Annotated in this window: 13 protein-coding genes; 11 read left to right on the forward strand and 2 right to left on the reverse strand. The window is 73.8% G+C overall.

Features of this window, described 5'->3' with window-relative positions:
* The first annotated feature begins 24 nt into the window (after positions 1–24).
* The 7 genes from PV789_RS01990 to PV789_RS02020 all read left to right on the forward strand — a co-directional run bounded on the left by PV789_RS01990 (position 25) and on the right by PV789_RS02020 (position 9432).
* Entirely contained in the window at positions 25–351 is a 327-nt protein-coding gene (locus PV789_RS01990) for a hypothetical protein (protein WP_274975900.1), read from the forward strand.
* Between the two features lie 29 nt (positions 352–380).
* Positions 381–1028: a hypothetical protein gene (locus tag PV789_RS01995; RefSeq protein WP_274975901.1), complete on the forward strand. Its 648-nt coding sequence runs from the start codon at positions 381–383 to the stop codon at positions 1026–1028.
* A 155-nt stretch (positions 1029–1183) separates the two neighbouring features.
* The gene (locus PV789_RS02000) at positions 1184–1480 is read left to right on the forward strand and encodes a WXG100 family type VII secretion target (RefSeq protein WP_017563317.1); all 297 of its coding nucleotides are present in this window, start codon (positions 1184–1186) and stop codon (positions 1478–1480) included.
* A 95-nt stretch (positions 1481–1575) separates the two neighbouring features.
* Positions 1576–5976 (forward strand): FtsK/SpoIIIE domain-containing protein, encoded by a 4401-nt coding sequence (locus tag PV789_RS02005; RefSeq protein ID WP_274975902.1) that lies wholly within the window; start codon positions 1576–1578, stop codon positions 5974–5976.
* Positions 5977–6107: 131 nt separating this feature from the next.
* Complete coding sequence (locus PV789_RS02010) at positions 6108–7742, forward strand: serine/threonine-protein kinase (RefSeq protein WP_274975903.1); 1635 nt, start codon at positions 6108–6110, stop codon at positions 7740–7742.
* Positions 7743–7771: 29 nt separating this feature from the next.
* Entirely contained in the window at positions 7772–8173 is a 402-nt protein-coding gene (locus PV789_RS02015; RefSeq protein ID WP_274975904.1) for a spore-associated protein A, read from the forward strand.
* 20 nt (positions 8174–8193) lie between these two features.
* Positions 8194–9432: a sulfotransferase family protein gene (locus tag PV789_RS02020; RefSeq protein ID WP_274975905.1), complete on the forward strand. Its 1239-nt coding sequence runs from the start codon at positions 8194–8196 to the stop codon at positions 9430–9432.
* 59 nt (positions 9433–9491) lie between these two features.
* Here PV789_RS02020 and PV789_RS02025 read toward each other — a convergent pair whose 3' ends face one another.
* Both PV789_RS02025 and PV789_RS02030 read right to left on the reverse strand, forming a co-directional pair.
* Positions 9492–10268, reverse strand: coding sequence for a DUF4184 family protein (locus PV789_RS02025; RefSeq protein WP_274975906.1), 777 nt, complete (start codon positions 10266–10268; stop codon positions 9492–9494).
* A 28-nt stretch (positions 10269–10296) separates the two neighbouring features.
* Positions 10297–11031 carry a hypothetical protein gene (locus PV789_RS02030; protein WP_274975907.1) on the reverse strand — a complete coding sequence of 245 codons (735 nt, stop codon included), beginning with the start codon at positions 11029–11031 and terminating at the stop codon, positions 10297–10299.
* Positions 11032–11640: 609 nt separating this feature from the next.
* Between PV789_RS02030 and PV789_RS02035 the strand changes: the two genes are divergently transcribed.
* From PV789_RS02035 to PV789_RS02050, 4 genes are all read left to right on the forward strand, one after another.
* On the forward strand, positions 11641–13575 hold the full coding sequence (locus tag PV789_RS02035) for a methylmalonyl-CoA mutase family protein (RefSeq protein WP_274975908.1): 1935 nt from the start codon (positions 11641–11643) through the stop codon (positions 13573–13575).
* Positions 13572–15788, forward strand: a complete 2217-nt coding sequence (scpA, locus tag PV789_RS02040) for a methylmalonyl-CoA mutase (RefSeq protein WP_274975909.1) — start codon at positions 13572–13574, stop codon at positions 15786–15788. The genes PV789_RS02035 and scpA overlap by 4 nt, the downstream gene beginning before the upstream one ends.
* Positions 15789–16012: 224 nt before the next feature.
* Entirely contained in the window at positions 16013–17173 is a 1161-nt protein-coding gene (gene meaB, locus PV789_RS02045) for a methylmalonyl Co-A mutase-associated GTPase MeaB (RefSeq protein WP_274975910.1), read from the forward strand.
* Positions 17174–17603: 430 nt separating this feature from the next.
* Positions 17604–17975, forward strand: coding sequence for an STAS domain-containing protein (locus PV789_RS02050; RefSeq protein WP_061079278.1), 372 nt, complete (start codon positions 17604–17606; stop codon positions 17973–17975).
* The last annotated feature ends 21 nt before the right edge of the window (positions 17976–17996 follow it).

The raw sequence follows: 17996 nt of genomic DNA on the forward strand, positions 1-17996 counted from the left end.
CACACACCGAGGAAGGGAGTACGCATGGCACGTGTCGTGAGGATCGACATCGGCGCCCTGGAGGAGATGGAGCGCTCCCTGTGGCGCATCCAGAACGCCTTCGCGGGCGAGAACGTCGAGAGCCCCGAGGACAGGTCCGAGGACATCGGCCCCGGCGACCTCGTGGACAAGGCCAAGGACTACGGCGAGGACTGCAAGAAGAACTACGAGCGCCAGGCCGAGGACCTGGGCGCCCTGCTCCAGGCGATCACCCCGGTCATCGACAGCTTCCGGGAGGCCGACGAGAAGCTGGGCGCGAGCCTGACGGAGGGCGACAAGCCCGCTCCCCCGCCCAACCAGGTCGCCGTCTGACCCCGAGGCAGCAGAGGAGAGGCACCTCCATGCCCTACCAGTTCGAAGAGGACGTACCCGAGGTCGACATCCTGTTCGACATCGCCGTCCCCGAGACGTGGACGCAGTACGACCTCAGCGGGGACGCCCTCGCCCGGCTGCGCGCCCAGGCCGTCGAGATGCACGGGAACAGGCCCGAGGAGCTGGACGCCCTCAACGACATGTTCGGTGACATCGCCCAGGTGACGAGCGACGTGGTCGGAGCGGGCCTGCTGGCGGCGGCGGGTGTCTTCGAGGAGTACGACGACGGCTTCTTCATGGCGACCGTCTGCGTGTTCGCCTTCCCGGCGGGGAGGGGGGCGCACGCCATGGACCCGATCCGGATGATCGAGCACGTCTACCCGGACACCGCCACCGCGCGCGAGGGCACCTGGCTGCGCAAGGACGTGGTCGACCTTCCCGAGTCCGGCGCGGGGACGTGCGGTCGCGTCTTCGGCATCGCCGACCACGACCTGGAGGACGCCGTCGTCCGGTCGGTGGTCATGCACACCGCCTTCGAGCTCCCCGGGCTCGACAGGCGCGTCATGGTCAGCTGCACCAGCCCCAACTCCCAGCAGGTCGAGGAGGTCCTGGACCTCTTCGACGCCGTCACCGCGAGCGCGCGGTTCCGGTTCCGCGAGGTCGAGCGGACCACCTGAGGGGACCGGGACCGGTGGTGAACGGGGCGAACCACCACGCGGGATGACGTATCCACCACAATGGTGCTCGCGGAAGCGGTCCAGGCCCCCGCCACGACCGCGCCGACCGGGCACGAGCGACAGGACCCACCCGACCAGACCAGCAGGAGGCACACATGCCCGTGTACAACGTCGACAGCGACAAGACCGAGGAGACCTCGTCCTCCCTCATCCAGGAGTTCAACGAGTTCACCGAGCGCCTGGAAGGCATCAAGAGCAAGGTCGACGGCCTCATCTCGGACGGCTACAGCACCCCGGCCGCCGAGAAGCACTTCCGCCCGTTCTTCGAGGAGTTCAACACCGGCTTCGAGGGTGTGAACAAGGGCCTCGAAGGCATCGGCAAGTACATCAAGACCGTCGGCGAGACCTTCAGCGAGACCGACGACAAGCTGGGCGAGGGCCTCAGGGGCTGATCCCGGGGAAGACCCCGGCACCACCCGGAAGGCGGGGCGGCGCCTTCGCGCCGTCCCCGCCACGACCCGACGACGAACCCGGAAGCAGTCCCACCGTGCGCCTCCTCTTCACAGCGACCCCAGCCACCGGTCCGGCCGCGGACGGCCCCGACGGCGGCGGCCCCGTGGCGTCCTCCGCGCTGCGCCTGGACGTCCTCGTCGACGCCGACCCCAGCGCCACGGTGCGCCAGCTCGCCGAGGCCGTCGATCCGATGGTGCGCACCCTGCCCCGCGCGCCCGGCCAGGACGTGCCGCTGTACCTGGGCGACCGGCCCGTGGACCCGTCCGCCTCCCTGGCCGACGCGGGCTTCCTGGACGGCTCCCTCGTCGGCGTGGGCGGTCCCGCCCCGGTCAAGGGCGAGCCTCCCGGCGTGGTCGAGGTCCGCGTGGTCTCGGGCCCCGATGCCGGGCGCGTGGTCCGCCTCGACCCCGGCGACTACGTCGTCGGCGACGACGAGGTCGCCGTGCTCGCCGTGGAAACCGAGGGCTACTGGGCGCGGATCCGGGTCGCCCCGGACGGGACCGCCACCATCCTGGGCACGAGCGGGGGCCGGGGCTGCTCCCTGGAGGGCGACGAGGTCGGCCCGGACACCGTCTGGCCGCAGGGCGAGCAGCTCACCCTGGGCGGCACCCTCTTCGAGGTGTGGCCCAACCACCGCCCCGACGCCTCCGTGGTCGCCTCCGACGACGGCACCGGGCTGGACTACAACCGCCCGCCCCGCCTGCACCCGGCACCCACGAAGACCAGGTTCAAGCTGCCCACCCCGCCCGAACCGCCGGACCGCCCGATCACCCAGCTGATCATGATGATCCTCATCCCGATCACCATGGCGGTCGGCAGCGCGCTCATCATGGGCCGCCCCCAGTACCTGCTCATCGGCCTGCTCGCCCCCGTCTCGGTGCTGTTCATGCAGATCATGCAGCGGCGCACCACCAAGGCGCGCTACGACAAGCAGCTCACCGAGTACGAGGAGAAGAAGGAACGCGTCACCCGCGACGCGCGCGACGCCCTCGTCGCCGAACAGCGCAAGCTCCGCGACACCTGCCCCGACCCCGCCGCCGTGCTGCTGCTGGCCACCGGCCCGCGCGCGCGGCTGTGGGAGCGCCGCCAGATCGACGAGGACTTCACCCAGCTGCGCGTGGGCACCGGCAGCATCCCCTCCCAGGTGGTCCTGAGCGACCCCACCAAGGACGAGCACCGCCGCGACGTCACCTGGGACATGCGCGACGTCCCGGTGAGCGTGTCGGTCAAGGACAACGGGGTCGTGGGCGTGGCCGGGCGCGGCGAGGGGGCCGAGGCCCTGGAGCGCTGGCTGGTCGCCCAGCTCGCCGCCCTGCACAGCCCCGCCGAACTGCACCTGTACCTGCTGTCCATGGAGGGCGACCACAACCGCTGGCGCTGGACCCGTTACCTGCCCCACCTGCGCGGCGACCGCCCCCAGCTCTCGCTCGGCCGGATCGGCATCGACGCCACCACCTGCGCCCGCCGGGTGTCGGAGCTGCTCATGCTCCTGGAGGCCCGCCAGCAGGCCCGGCGCGACCTCGCCGACCAGCCCGCGGTCGTGGTGGTGCTCGACGGGGCCCGGCGCATCCGCTCGCTGCCCGGCGTGGTCCAGCTGCTGCGCGAGGGCCCCGAGGCCGGAATCTACGTCCTGTGCCTGGACGCCGACGAGCGCCTGCTCCCCGAGGAGTGCCAGGCCGTGGTCAGCTCGACCCCGCACGGCATGCGCCTGCGCCGCACCTCCTTCGACAACGTCGAGGACGTGCGCGCCGACGTGCCCTCCGCGGCCTGGGCCGAACGGCTGGGCCGCGCCCTGGCGCCCATGCGCGACAGCAGCGTCGGCGAGGGCGGCGGCTCGCTGCCGCGCAGCGCCCGCCTGCTCGACGTCATCGGCCTGGAACCGCCCGACGGCGAGGCCATCGCCGCCCACTGGGCCTCCGGGGGGCGCAGCACCGTCGCCACGCTCGGCACGGGTCTGGACGGCCCGTTCTCGGTGGACGTGCGCCGGGACGGCCCGCACGCCCTCATCGCCGGCACCACCGGTTCGGGCAAGTCCGAACTGCTCCAGACCCTCGTGGCCTCCCTGGCGGCGGTCAACCGCCCCGAGTCCATGTCGTTCGTGCTGATCGACTACAAGGGCGGCAGCGCGTTCAAGGACTGCGTGGAACTACCGCACACCGTCGGCATGGTCACCGACCTGGACACCCACCTGGTGAGCCGGGCCCTGGTGTCGCTGGGCGCGGAACTGCACCGGCGCGAGCACATCCTCGCCAAGGCCGGGGCCAAGGACATCGAGGACTACCTGGAACTGCTGGACCGCGACCCGCGCATGCCGCAGATGCCCCGCCTGATGCTGGTCATCGACGAGTTCGCCTCCATGGCCCGCGAGCTGCCCGACTTCGTCAAGGGCCTGGTCAACATCGCCCAGCGGGGACGCTCCCTGGGCATCCACCTGGTACTGGCCACACAGCGCCCCGGCGGCGTGGTCACCAACGACATCCGCGCCAACACCAACCTGCGCATCGCCCTGCGGATGACCGACGAGGCCGAGAGCCGGGACGTCATCGACGCCGCCGAGTCCGCGCACATCGGCATCGACACCCCCGGGCGCGCCTACGCGCGCCTGGGGCACGCCTCCCTGCTGCCCTTCCAGTCCGGCCGGGTGGGCGGGCGCAGGGTCGTGGCCGCGGCCAACGCCTCCGACCCGGTCGCGCACGCCGTGAAGTGGTCGGACCTCGCACTGCCCGCGCCCGCGGCCGTCCAGGGCCCCGCCGACACCGGCGACGTGGAGGTCACCGACCTGACCGTCCTGGTCGCCGCGGTCAAGGAGGCCGCCGAGCGGTCAGGCGCCCGCCGCCAGCCCAGCCCGTGGCTGCCCGCGCTGCCCACCGCGCTCACCCTGTCCGAACTGCTGCGGGGCCGTTCCCCGCAGGCCGTGCACGGCCGGGTCCAGCCCGCTCCGGTGGGGCTGGTCGACGTGCCCGCCCAGCAGCGCCAGTTCCCGTACGTGTTCGACCTGGGCAGGACGGGACACCTGCACATCATGGGCTCGGGCCGCACCGGCCGGTCCCAGGCGCTGCGCACCATCTCCGCCTCCCTCGCCCTGGCCCACCACCCCGGCGACGTGCACATGTACGGCCTGGACTGCGGCAACGGCGCCCTGCTGCCGATGGAACGGCTCCCGCACTGCGGCGCCGTGGCCCAGCGCACGCAGGGGGAGCGGGTCGTGCGCCTGCTGGGCATGCTCGGCGAGGAGCTGGACCGGCGCCAGAAGCTGCTCGCCGCGCACGGCTGCGCCGACCTGGAGGAGCTGCGCGCCAAGCTGGCGCCGGACGAGCGCCCCGCCCACGTGGTGCTGTTCATCGACCGCGTGGACGCCTTCGAGCAGACCTTCGGCGAGTACAACTACGGCGCCCTGGTGGAGGGCGTCACCACCCTCATGCGCGACGGGGCGGGCGTGGGCGTGCACGTGGTGGCCACCGGCGACCGCCTCCTGACCCGCACCAAGTACTCCTCCACCACCGAGGAGCTGCTGGTGCTGCGCTGCAACGACAACGGCGACTACAGCGCCGCGGGGCTCAACGCCCGCTCGCTGCCCGAGGAGATCCCCGACGGCAGGGCCTTCCGCGCCGGGGACGCCATGGAGGTCCAGCTCGCCCTGCTCAACCGCGACCCGCAGGGCTCGGTGCAGGGCGCCGAACTGGCCCGTATCGCCGACTTCGTGTCCCGGAGGCCCCAGGAGGAACCCGGGCCGCGCCCGTTCCGGGTGGACGTCCTGCCCGACCGGCTCACCTACGCCGACACGGCCCGGTACCGCTCCGGGGCCCCGCGTCCGCTGCACGCGCTGCTGGGCGTGGGAGGCAACGAGCTGACCGCGGTCAGCGCCGACCTGTCGCGCGTCCCGACGTTCCTGGTGAGCGGGCCGCCCCAGTCCGGACGCTCCAGCATGCTCGCCACGATGGCCAGGTCGCTGCTGGAGGCCGGCACCGAACTCCTGCTGGTCACCCCGCGCTCCTCGCGACTGGCGGACCTGCGCCACCAGCCGGGGGTCCAGGGGGTCCTGGACGCGGCCGAGCCGAAGCTGTCGCAACTGCACGAGGCGCTGGGCCGGTTCCAGGGCGAGACCGCCGTGGTGATGATCGACGACGCCGAACTCCTCCTCCAGAGCGACCTCGGCAAGGAGTTCACCCGTATCGCCCGCGGCATGGTCGGCGCCGGGTGGGGCATCGTCGCGGCGGGAACCAACGAGGCCCTCCAGGGCGGCTTCAACGGGTGGCACGTCCACCTCAAGCGCAACCGCGTGGGGGCCCTGCTCTCGCCGCAGGCCCAGAGCGACGGCGAGGTGCTGGGCATGCGCCTGCCCAAGGGCGTGTCCAGTCCCCGTCTCACCCCCGGCACCGCCTACCTGCACCTGGGCGACGGCCGTATCCAACAGGTGAGGGTGCCGATGCCGTGACGCCCCGCCCGGGGCGGCCGGACCGGAACCGGTGATATTCATGAGTGTGCCCCTTTCCTCCCCTTCCCCCCTCCGGCGGAGGACCCCGTGCCCCCCACCCCGTCCCGAACGAGACCTGTGAGCAGACAGCAGTGAGTACGCACCCCTCAGCCGTCACTCTCCCCGCGACCGCGACCGAACTGACCTCCACCGACCCCGCGCGCATCGGCCCCTACCGGCCGCTCAGGCGCCTGGGCTCCGGAGGCATGGGCGTCGTGTACGCGGCCCGTGACCAAGGCGGTGCCCTGGTCGCGGTCAAGCTCATCCACCCCGAGTACTCCGCCGACCCGGAGTTCCGGGCACGCTTCGCCCGCGAGGTGGAACTCCTGCGCCGGGTGGGCGGCGCCTGCGCCGTGCCGCTGCTGGCCGCCGACACCGAGGCCGAACGGCCTTGGCTGGTCACCCCGCTGGTGCGGGGCATGACGCTCAGCGCCTACATGCGCAAGAACGGCCCGCTCGGCGAACAGCTCCTGCTCGGCCTGGCCGCCGGGGTGGCCGAGGCGCTCGCCCAGATCCACGAGGTCGGCATCGCCCACCGCGACCTCAAACCCGCCAACATCGTGCTGTCCCCGGAGGGCCCCCGCGTCCTGGACTTCGGCGTGGCCCGCGCGATCGACCAGACCGCGCTGACCCGCACCGGGTCCGTGCTGGGCTCACCCGGCTGGATCAGCCCGGACCACTACCGGGGCGCGCCCGCCAGCACCGCCGACGACATCTTCGCCTGGGGTGCGCTGGTCTCCTACGCGGCGACCGGGCGCCCGCCCTTCGGCACCGGCGACCCGGCCGCCGTCGCCCACCGGGTGATCAGCGGCGAACCGGACACGGAGGGCTTCAGCGGACCCCTCGCCGACCTGGCCGCCCGTGCGCTCAGCAAGGAGGCGTCCGAGCGGCCGACGGCGCTGGAGCTGGTCAGCGGGGTGGTCGCCGCGGGCAACCCGGGGCGCTCCTACGCCCCCGTGGAGTCCGCCGCGGCGGCGGGCGGCGTCATGGCCGCCGTGGTCGACCACACCTGGCAGGGAGTGCAGGCCGCCCCCGAGCGCGAGTTCGCGGTGGCCCCCGACCGGAGCTCCGGCGGCTCCGGCAGGGTGCTGGCCCTGGTCGGCGCCGCCCTGGGCACCCTGGTCCTGCTCGCGGGGCTGGGATTCGGCGGTGTGGCCCTGGTCGGCAACTGGGACTCCCTGCCCATGGCCGCCTGGTTCGGGGACGAGTCGGCCGACGCGGCCGAAGCGCAGCAGACCGCGGAGGAACGGCGGCGCCCGGGGCCGGTGGGCCAGGAGCCGCAGGAGAGCGCCTCGCCCTCCGACGACCCTTCCGGGGAACCCTCCGAGGAGGCCTCCGAGAGCGAGGAGGACGAGGAGGGCTCCGGCGGCGGTTCCACCACCACGACGGCCACCGTGGGCGCCGGGGTGGGCGCGGGCGGAACACGCCCGCCGGGCGAGCACGTCGTGGCCTTCCAGCCCTCCGGCGGCTCGGGACAGTACGCCGTGCTCGACGGCGCCACCGTGGTGTGCGCGTGGAGCTTCTGCCAGAGCCAGGGCGGATCGGTGGGCGACGGCGGCGCCGGTTCGGTCCCCTCCAGCCCCTCGGCCCTGACCGGCTACGTCAACCAGGGCAGCCGCACCATCACCGCCGAGGTCACCTACACCACCGGCGCCGACGGCACCGTCACCATCACCCGCCTGGTGGAGCGGCACAGCACCAGCGGTACGGGCACCCCGCCGTGGTAGGGGCCGGAACTCGAAACGACGGGAGAGACATGCCGAAGACCCTCGTACGCGGGGCCGCCGCCGTGGCGGGCCTGGCCCTGACCGTTGCGGTGGCCACCCCCGTGCCCGCCACCGCCGCCTCCTACGGGGGCCAGTGCGGGAGCGGATACGGGGTGGTCAACGAGGCCTCCGTCAACGGAGGCACCGTCTTCCTCACCTACAACAACTCCAACGGCCGCAACTGCGTCGTCGTGGTGCGGACCGACCCGGGCAGCGCCGTCAACATGGACGCGGCCCTCAAACGCAGCGACTCCACGTCCTGGGACACCGACCCGGGCGACTGGACGGAGTACGCGGGCCCGGTCTACGCCGACGCCGCCGGCCACTGCGTGGACTGGGGCGGCGTGGTCGGCGACGAGTGGGTCCTGCGCAACGGCACCAACTGCGGCTGAAACAACAAGAGAGGGCGCTTGTGAACGTGCACCACCCGTGGTGGATGAACCCGGTCAACACCCTGCTCAAACCCTTCGACCAGAGCCTGGGGGCCGCCGAGGGCGCCTTCGACGCCATGCTGGCGGAGGCCTCCGCCAGCAGCGGTCTCCCCTGGCCCTCCGACGAACCCTTCCTCTCGGACATGCGCGTGCTCCACGACGCCTGGCAGGCGGTGCCCGGCGTCACCCCCGTCGGCCGGATCGGCCTGCGGGGCGAGGTCCGGCGGCGGCTGGAGACGCGCCTGCGCATGCTCCACCTGCTCGACGCCAACCCGGAGGTCGCGGCCCAGCCCGTCGAGCGGCCGGTGTTCATCACCGGACTGCCCAGGACGGGCACGACGTTCGGCCACGGGCTCCTGGCCCAGCACGTCCGGGCCCGCGCCCCGCGGCTGTGGGAGATGCTGAGCCCGGTCCCCGACACGGGCAGGCCCGGCGAGCGCACCGTGAGCAGGCGCGAGCGCCTCGCGCTGGCGCGGAGGCTGGTCCGGGGCATGGACGCCATGGGACCGGGGTTCCAGACCATCCACCCCATGCACCCGCTCGAACCCGAGGAGTGCGTCTTCCTCCTGCCGCACGGGATGTTCTTCCACGTCCGCGCCGCCTCCCCGGACTACCGCGCCTGGGTCGAGGGGCGCGACGCCACCCCCGACTACGCCTACCTCAAGCAGCAGCTCCAGGCGTTGCAGTGGAAGCGTCCCGCGCGGCGCTGGGTGCTCAAGTCGCCCCTGCACCTGTTCAACCTCGACGCCCTGCTCAACGTCTTCCCCGACGCGGTGGTCGTCATGACCGACCGCGACCCGGTACGGGCCATGGCGTCGTGGGCCAGCCTGACCGAGGCCTCGATGCACATCCACAACAGCGACGTGGACCCGCACCGGATCGGCCGCGAGTGGCTGGGGATCTGGGCGGCGGGCGCCGAGCGGGCCCGCCGCGTGCGCCGCGAGCACGGCCCGGAGCGCTTCCTGGACCTGCCCTACGGCGAGCTGACGTCCGACCCGCTCGGGGCGGCCGAACGCGTGTGGAGCAGCCTCGGCGAGGAATTCGACGCCGACACCCGGGCGCGCACGCTCGCCTACACGCGAGCGGACCGGCGCACGAACCCGGGCGGCCACCGGTACAGCCCGGAGTACTACGGCCTCACCGCCGAGGAGGTGCACGCGGCGTTCGGTCCGGACCTGACCGGCGCCGGGGCGGCCCGCGCCCGAGGGGGCGGGGCCTGAGGAACCGCGGTGCGCGCCCTCGCGGTGGCCGTCCGGACGGCCACCGCGAGGGCGCTGTGTCAGCGCGCCGTGCGGCGCAGTGGCCGCCGCGACCACCAGACCGCCGTCCACGCGGCCAGGCCCAGCCCGCCGCCGGTGACCGCCCCGACGAGCAGGCACCGCACGAGGTCGTAGCCGCTCACCTGCGCGCGGTCGGACAGACCGCCCGCCACGGCGCCCGCCACCGCGCACACGGCGAGGGCGGACAGGGCCAGGACGCGCACGCGGCCACCGGGGACGGGCCCGGAGCGCTCACCCGCCTCCCGGCCCGCGCTCCCGGTGCCCGCGCGGCGGGCGCGCTCGCGGTGCACCCACCAGGCCAGGACGGCCAGGCCGCCCGCCGAACTCGCGTACATCAGCACGTTGTAGAGCAGGTGCGGGCCCGCCACCGGGGTGCTCAGCAGCGGCCAGGCCCGCACCAGGGCCCCGCCCGTCTGGGTGAAGGAGTCCCAGGCCATGTGCGTGACCGAGCCCACCGCCAGCGCCGCGGAGGTCAGCGCGGCGGCCCGCGTCGCCCCCCGCGCCGACCGGGGAGCCCGGACACGCGGTGCCGTGGACCCTCCGGCCAGCGCGTGCAGCGGCGGCCGGAGCACGTACGCGTACAGCGCCAGCACGGCGCCGCCGAGCAGCACGTCCAGCCACAGCCCCGCGGGGCCGTGCGTGGTCGCCGCGGCCACGGGCAGCGGCAGGTAGTACGGCAGGTCCGGCGCCACCGACCCGACGACCAGGGCCGCGGGCGGCAGCCCGGTGCGCGCCAGGGGCAGGACCGCCGCCACATGGCTGGGGGTGAAGGGCACCTCGTCCTCCCCCTGACGGGCCCGGCCGCTACTCCGCGTCCAGGTACTGGTAGGTGGCCAGGGTCCCCCCGATGAGCACGAAGACCTCGTAGGGGGAGACCGTGTCCTCCGGGGAGTCCGACCCAGCGAGCCCTCCGTCCCGGGCGTAGCAGAGGTAGGGGGCCCGCTCAGCGCCCGGCTCGACGGCCACGACGTCGTCCATGTCGCAGTACACCGCCTCTACGCCGTGGTCGAAGCGGATGGTCTCCTCGACGACCTCGCGCACGGTGGGCAGCTCCGGGTACTCGAACCGGAAGGCGGCGCCGCCGTCCCCGGACAGGACCGGGAACTGCATGTCCAGGCCGCCGTAGGTGAGGGTGCAGCTCAGGCCCGGTTCGACGGGTTCCGTCATCTGCTCGGGACACGCGGCGGCGGCGCCCGGATCGACGCGGGAGGCCTTGCGGGTCACCTCCGTCAGCAGGGCCCAGGCCGCCCGCTCGGACACCGACGCGGAGGACTCCGGCTCGGCTGGCAGGGCGGACTCGTCCGCCTGTGGTCTGGAGACGGGAACGGGGGCTTCGACGAGGAGCTCGGCGAGCTCCTCCTGGGACAACGCCTCCGGCGGAGTGCCCTCTGCGGCGGTGGTCTCCTCGACGGCCTCTTCCGAGGGCGCCGAGGCCTCCGCGGTGTCCTCCCCGCCGCCACAGGCGGACAGGGCGAACACGAGCGAGAGGGAGACCGCCGGGGTAAGGGCGAAGCGGCCGTGAGGGGGGAAGAAGGGCATCTCTGTCCTTTTCATCCTTGATGGGGGTTGGGGGGATGCCGTGGACCATGAAACGCATGGGGTGGCCCGCCAATCCGACTCCCGTCACCCTCCGTCGGTTCACCGAATACCAGGAGTGTGTTCCACTTCACTGAAAGAAGGCGTGTGGTGACACTTCGGTGAAGTGCGGGACTCCTGAGGCGTCGGAGACCCCCGAGACCTCCGTCCCCGCTGTGAGCAGGCACGGAAGCGCGCGCCCCCTCGCGGCCGTGCGCGTGCGCCGCGTTCCCGGGCCCCGGTGGACCGCTGCACCCACTCGGAGGCTGGATAGGGGTCCGCCGTCCACGTCCTCTCGGTGGCCTCCGCCAGGGCACGGCGGGCGAGCGGTTCGTGCCGGGGCGCGCCCGGGGCGGGCTCGGGCGGCATCGGCGACTCGTCGGTGCTCGGGCCCCGCCCGTTCCCGGTGGGCGCCCCGCCGCAGGTGAAGCCCGTCGTGTCGACCTCCGGCGCGGCCTCCGCCCCGGGGCCGGCGTCTCCGCCGCACGCGGTCGGGGTCGGTCCGACACGCGGTGTGCCGTGCCCCACACCCCGGGGCGGCGCGACCGAACGCGATTCTCTACCATCCACTATATGGACGTCCCTGAGAGCGGGGCCGCCGGATCCGGCGCCCCCAACCCGGCCGACGGGTTCCCCGCCGCCACACACCAGCGGTGGCGCGAACTCGTGGCGGGGGTGCTGCGCAAGAGCGGTGTCCCCGAGGACCGGCTCACCGACACACCCGAGTCGGTACTGGCCACGCACACCTACGACGGGTTCGACATCGAGCCCCTCTACACATCCGACCCCCCGGCCGCCGACCCCGGCTTCCCGGGACTGCCCCCCTTCACCCGGGGCCACCGGCCCGGCGGGTCGGTCCCCGAGGGCTGGGACATCCGCGCCCGCCACACCGACGCCGACCCGGCCGTCCTGCGGCGGCGCCTGCACGCCGACCTCATGAACGGCGTCAGCTCGCTGTGGATCGCCGTCGGCGGCGCAGGCCTGCCCGTCTCCGCGCTCGGCCAGGCCCTCAGCGACGTCTACCTCGACCTCGCGCCCGTGGTCCTGGACGCCGGAGCCGACCACGCCGACGCCGCCACCGCGCTGCTCGACGCCCACGCCGACGCGGGCGTCCCCGACGGCCGGATCATCTCCCACCTGGGCATCGACCCCCTCGGCACCGCGGCCCTGGCGGGCGGGCGACCCGACGTCATGGACCCCGCACGCCTGGCCGCGGAGCTGGCCCGCGGGCGCCCCGGCCTGGGGCTGCTCGTGGCCGACGGCCGCCTCGTGCACAACGCGGGCGGCTCCGACGCCCAGGAACTCGGCTTCGCCATAGCCGCGGGGACCGCCTACCTGCGCGCCCTGCACGCCGCCGGGATGGACCTGCCCGACGCCGCGCGGCGCATCGAGTTCCGCCTGGCCGCGAACGCCGACCAGTTCGGCGTCATCGCCAAGCTGCGCGCCGTCCGCGCCATGTGGGACCAGGTCCTCGACGCCAGCGGGGTGCCCGCCGACCAGCGCGCCATGCGCCTGCACGCCGCCGCCTCCGAGGCGATGACGACTCGGCGCGACCCCCACGTGAACATGCTGCGCACGACCGTGGCCTGCTTCGCCGCCGGGGTCGGGGGAGCCGACGCGGTCACCGCCGCCCCCTTCGACTCCGCGGTGGGCCTGCCCGACGACTTCGCCCGCCGCATCGCCCGCAACACCCAGTCCCTGCTCATCGAGGAGTCCCACCTGGCGCGGGTCATCGACCCCGCCGGGGGCTCCTTCTACGTCGAGGCGCTCACCCGCGACCTGTACCGGGCGGGCTGGGCGTTCTTCCGGGAACTGGAGGCCGCGGGCGGAGCCGCGGAGGCCGTCGAGCACGGCCTGCTGCGCGAGCGCGTGGACGCGGTGTGGACGCGCCGCCGCCTCGACCTCGCCCACCGGCGCTCCCCGCTCACCGGCGTCAGCGAGTTCCCCAACGCCGACGAGGTCCCGCTGGTGCGGCCCGCCGACCCCTCGCGGCCGCCGGCCCCGGTCCCCGGCGGCTTCCCGGTGCGCCGCTACGCCGAGGACTACGAGGCCCTGCGCGACCGCAGCGACGCCCGCGCGGGCGACACCGGACGGCGGCCCACCGCCTTCCTGGCCACGCTGGGACCGGTCGCCGCGCACACGGCCCGCGCGTCCTTCGCGGCCAACCTGCTCGCCGCGGGCGGCGTCGCCTCACACGAACCCGGCCCGCTCGACGGCGCCGCCGCCGTCGCGGAGGCCTTCGCCGCCTCGGGCAGCCGCGTCGCGGTGCTCTGCTCCTCCGACGCGGTCTACGCCGAGCAGGCCGAGGACGCCGCGCGGGCGCTCAGGCGCGCGGGGGCCCTCCGGATCCTGCTCGCGGGCGCGCCCGACGACTCCTACCGCGAGGCCGGGGTCGACGCCTTCGCCCACCGGGGGTGCGACGCCGTCGCCCTCCTCACCGACCTGGTCGACGTCCTGCTCGCCGACCCGCCGGCACCGTCCGCCACTGCCGAGGGGGCGCACGCATGATCCCCGACTTCTCCGACGTCCCGCCGCGGCTCCCCGCCTTCCAGGGCGACACCGCCTCCGGACACGCCGCCTGGCACACAGCGCTGGAGGCCGGGACCGGCAAGGCCGCCGACGCCCTGGAGTGGGAGACCCCCGAGGGCATCGGCGTCAAGCCGCTGTACACCCCCGCCGACCGCGCGGGCCTGGACTTCGTGGACGGACTGCCCGGCATACCGCCCTACCTGCGCGGGCCCTATCCGACCATGTACGTCAACCAGCCGTGGACCATCCGCCAGTACGCCGGGTTCTCCACCGCCGAGGAGTCCAACGCCTTCTACCGGCGCAATCTGGCCGCCGGGCAGAAGGGCCTGTCGGTCGCCTTCGACCTGGCCACCCACCGCGGCTACGACTCCGACCACCCCCGGGTGGCGGGCGACGTCGGCATGGCGGGCGTGGCCATCGACTCCATCTACGACATGCGCCAGCTGTTCGACGGGATCCCGCTGGACAGGATGAGCGTGTCCATGACCATGAACGGCGCGGTGCTGCCGGTCCTGGCGCTCTACATCGTGGCCGCCGAGGAGCAGGGCGTCCCGCCGGAGAAGCTGTCGGGGACCATCCAGAACGACATCCTCAAGGAGTTCATGGTCCGCAACACCTACATCTACCCGCCGAAGCCGTCGATGCGGATCATCTCCGACATCTTCGCCTACACCTCGCAGCGGATGCCGCGCTTCAACTCCATCTCCATCTCCGGCTACCACATGCAGGAGGCCGGGGCCACGGCCGACCTGGAGCTGGCCTACACCCTGGCCGACGGCGTGGAGTACATCCGCGCCGGGCAGCGCTCCGGGCTGGACGTGGACGTGTTCGCGCCGCGCCTGTCGTTCTTCTGGGCGATCGGCATGAACTTCTTCATGGAGGTCGCCAAGCTCCGCGCCGCCCGCCTGCTCTGGGCGCGCCTGGTCAGGGACCTGGGCGCGACCGGGGACAAGTCGCTGAGCCTGCGCACCCACTCCCAGACCTCGGGGTGGTCGCTCACCGCCCAGGACGTGTTCAACAACGTGGCCCGCACGTGCGTGGAGGCGATGGCCGCCACCCAGGGCCACACCCAGTCGCTGCACACCAACGCCCTGGACGAGGCGCTGGCCCTGCCCACCGACTTCTCCGCGCGCATCGCCCGCAACACCCAGCTGCTGCTCCAGCAGGAGTCGGGCACCACCCGCGTCGTGGACCCCTGGGGCGGCAGCTACTACGTGGAGCGCCTCACCCAGGAGCTGGCGGCCAGGGCCTGGGAGCACATCCGGGAGGTCGAGAAGGCGGGCGGTATGGCCGCCGCGATCGACGCCGGGCTGCCCAAGATGCGCATCGAGGAGGCCGCCGCCCGCACCCAGGCGCGCATCGACTCGGGCCGCCAGCCGGTGATCGGCGTCAACAAGTACCGCCCCGACGGCGCGGACGAGATCGAGGTCCTCAAGGTCGACAACTCCCGGGTGCGCGCCCAGCAGCTGGAGAAGCTGCGCCGCCTGCGCGAGGAGCGCGACGAGGACCGGGTGCGCGCCGCGCTCGACGCGCTCACCGCGGCCGCCGGGGGCGAGTCCCGGGCGGACGAGGCCCTGACCGGCAACCTCCTGGCGGCGGCGGTCGACGCGGCCCGAGCCAAGGCCACCGTGGGCGAGATCTCCGACGCCATGGAGAGGGTCTTCGGCCGCCACTCCGGGCAGATCCGTACGATTCAGGGTGTGTACAGGGACGAGGCGGCGGGCAGCGCCGACGCGGCCGACCTCATGGAGCGCGTGACCCGCCGGGTGGAGGAGTTCACCGAGGACGAGGGCCGCCGCCCCCGCATCCTGGTCGCCAAGATGGGCCAGGACGGCCACGACCGGGGCCAGAAGGTCATCGCGACCGCCTTCGCCGACCTGGGCTTCGACGTGGACGTCGGCCCGCTGTTCCAGACCCCGGCGGAGGTCGCCGCGCAGGCCGTGGAGGCCGACGTGCACGTGGTCGGGGTGTCCTCCCTGGCCGCGGGGCACCTGACCCTGGTGCCCGCGCTGCGCGAGGAGCTGGCCCGGCTGGACCGGGGGGACATCATGATCGTGGTGGGCGGGGTCATCCCCCCGGCGGACTTCGCGCCGCTGCGGGAGGCGGGCGCGTCGGCGATCTTCCCGCCGGGGACGGTCATCGCCGAGGCCGCCGTCGACCTGCTCGACCAGCTGGACGAACGGCTGGGGTAGCGGAGGGCGCGAGGGGCGCCGACCGTCGTGTCGGCCGCCCCGGCGGCGCGGGCACCTGTCGGGCGGGGCGCGCCCGCGCGGGAACGCCGCGGACCGGGACGCGGCGTGTGCGGACGCGGTGGCCGAGGGCCCGCCGGAGGGAACACGCTGCGGGCGAGGGCCCGGCAGAGCGAAGACGGGCCGGGCCGGGAGGCGGCGCCGGGACAGGGAAGAGGGAGGCAGGCGTGGCGGAGCAGGGTTCCGTGCCGGGCGCGCGGCGTTCGGGGCGGCGCCGTCAGGTGGACGTGGACGCCCTCGCCGAGGGGGTCCTGGCCGGGCACCGGCCCACCCTCGCACGGGCGATCACCCTCGTGGAGTCCCGCCGTCCGGACCACGCGCGCGCCGCGCAGGAGCTGCTCGTGCGGCTGCTGCCGCACACCGGCGGGGCCCGCAGGGTGGGCGTCACCGGGGTCCCCGGCGTCGGCAAGTCCACGTTCGTCGACGCGCTGGGCACCCGGCTGACCAAGGCCGGGCACCGGGTGGCGGTGCTGGCCGTGGACCCCTCCTCCACGCGCACCGGCGGCAGCATCCTGGGCGACAAGACCCGGATGGAACACCTGGCGGTGGACCCCAACGCGTTCATCCGGCCCTCACCCACGGCGGGGACCCTGGGCGGTGTCGCCCGGGCCACGCGGGAGACCATGCTGCTCATGGAGGCGGCCGGGTTCGACGTGGTCCTGGTGGAGACGGTGGGCGTCGGCCAGTCCGAGGTCGCGGTCGCCGCCATGGTGGACTGCTTCTGCTTCCTCACGCTCGCCCGCACGGGGGACCAGCTCCAGGGCATCAAGAAGGGCGTGCTGGAGCTGGTGGACGTGGTCGCGGTCAACAAGGCCGACGGGCCGCACGCCGACGACGCGCGCAGGGCGGCCCGCGAGCTGTCGCGGGCGCTGCGGCTGCTCCAGCCGGTGCACCCCGACTGGCGTCCGCCGGTGCTCACGTGCAGCGGCCTGACCGGCGACGGGCTCGACGAGGTGTGGGACGCCGTGACCCGGCACCGCGCGGTGCTGGAGCGTGACGGCGCGCTGGCCGAGCGCCGCAGCCGCCAGGGGGTCAGCTGGATGTGGGACCAGGTCCGCGACCAGCTCATGGACGCGTTCCTGCGCGATCCCCGGGTGGCCTCGCTCCTGCCGGGGACGGAGGAGCGGGTGCGGTCGGGGGAGACCACGGCGACCCTCGCCGCGCGCACGCTGCTGGACTCCTTCACCCGGGACCGCGGGTCCCGTCCGGAGGGTGAACGCGTGGGCGGCGCGGTGCGGGGAGCGGACCCGACAGGTGAATCCGGAGGCGGCGCTGCGCCGGAGCACGATGCGGAGCCTTCCCGGGATCCGGGTCCGTCCGGCGGGTGAACGCGGTGGCGGTGCGGGGGCGGGGCGCGGTGCGGAGCGCGGTCCGCCTCCCCGGCCGGGACGCGGGTCCGGTCGGTCGGGTGAACGTCCGGTGACGGCGGCGCCGCCGTGCAGCGTTTCCCGGGTGTCCATGGAGCATCCCATGTCATGAAATGTCCCTGTGACAACGGTAGATAACGGGCGCTCACCGCCGAGTTCGTGCCCAGGAGGCGAAAATTTCTTCCGGTATGCCATTCCCGAACGGGCGGTTCGCTTATACCGTGTGTGTCCAACGACTTACCAGGCTCGCGGACGTACCATACGCTCCCCCCTGACGTCGGACCGGCTCTGTGGGAGTGGCGCCGGTCCGGGTGGGCGTGGTCCGCCGGTCTGCGTATGGTTAAGCGAAGGGACCCCTCACCATCTCAACGTGGGGCCGGGAGGAGTGAACGTGCACAGGCTTGGGCTGAGCACGCGGGTGGAGAGCCGCAGCGTCATCGTCGCGATCGAGGGAGAACTCGACATCGCGACCGCCGCCGACCTCCAGGAACACATCCAGTCCGCCGTCGAGGACCACGGTCCTTGGCTGATCCTGGACCTGTCCGGTCTGGACTTCATGGACTCCAGCGGTCTGAACGTCATCATCAACGCCTACAGGACCGTCCGCGAACTGGGCGGCTCGCTGGCGCTGGCCGCTCTGAACGAACGCGTCACCAAGGTCGTCCGCCTGGTCGGCCTGCACCGCCAGGTCCCGGTCCACCAGACCGTGGCCACCGCCGTCGCCGCCATGGAGGCACTGGAGGCCAAGCGCCAGGCCGGATAGCCTCCGGGCGCATGAGTCCAG

The sequence above is a fragment of the Nocardiopsis camelliae genome (assembly GCF_028993595.1).
GTDB lineage: Bacteria > Actinomycetota > Actinomycetes > Streptosporangiales > Streptosporangiaceae > Nocardiopsis > Nocardiopsis dassonvillei.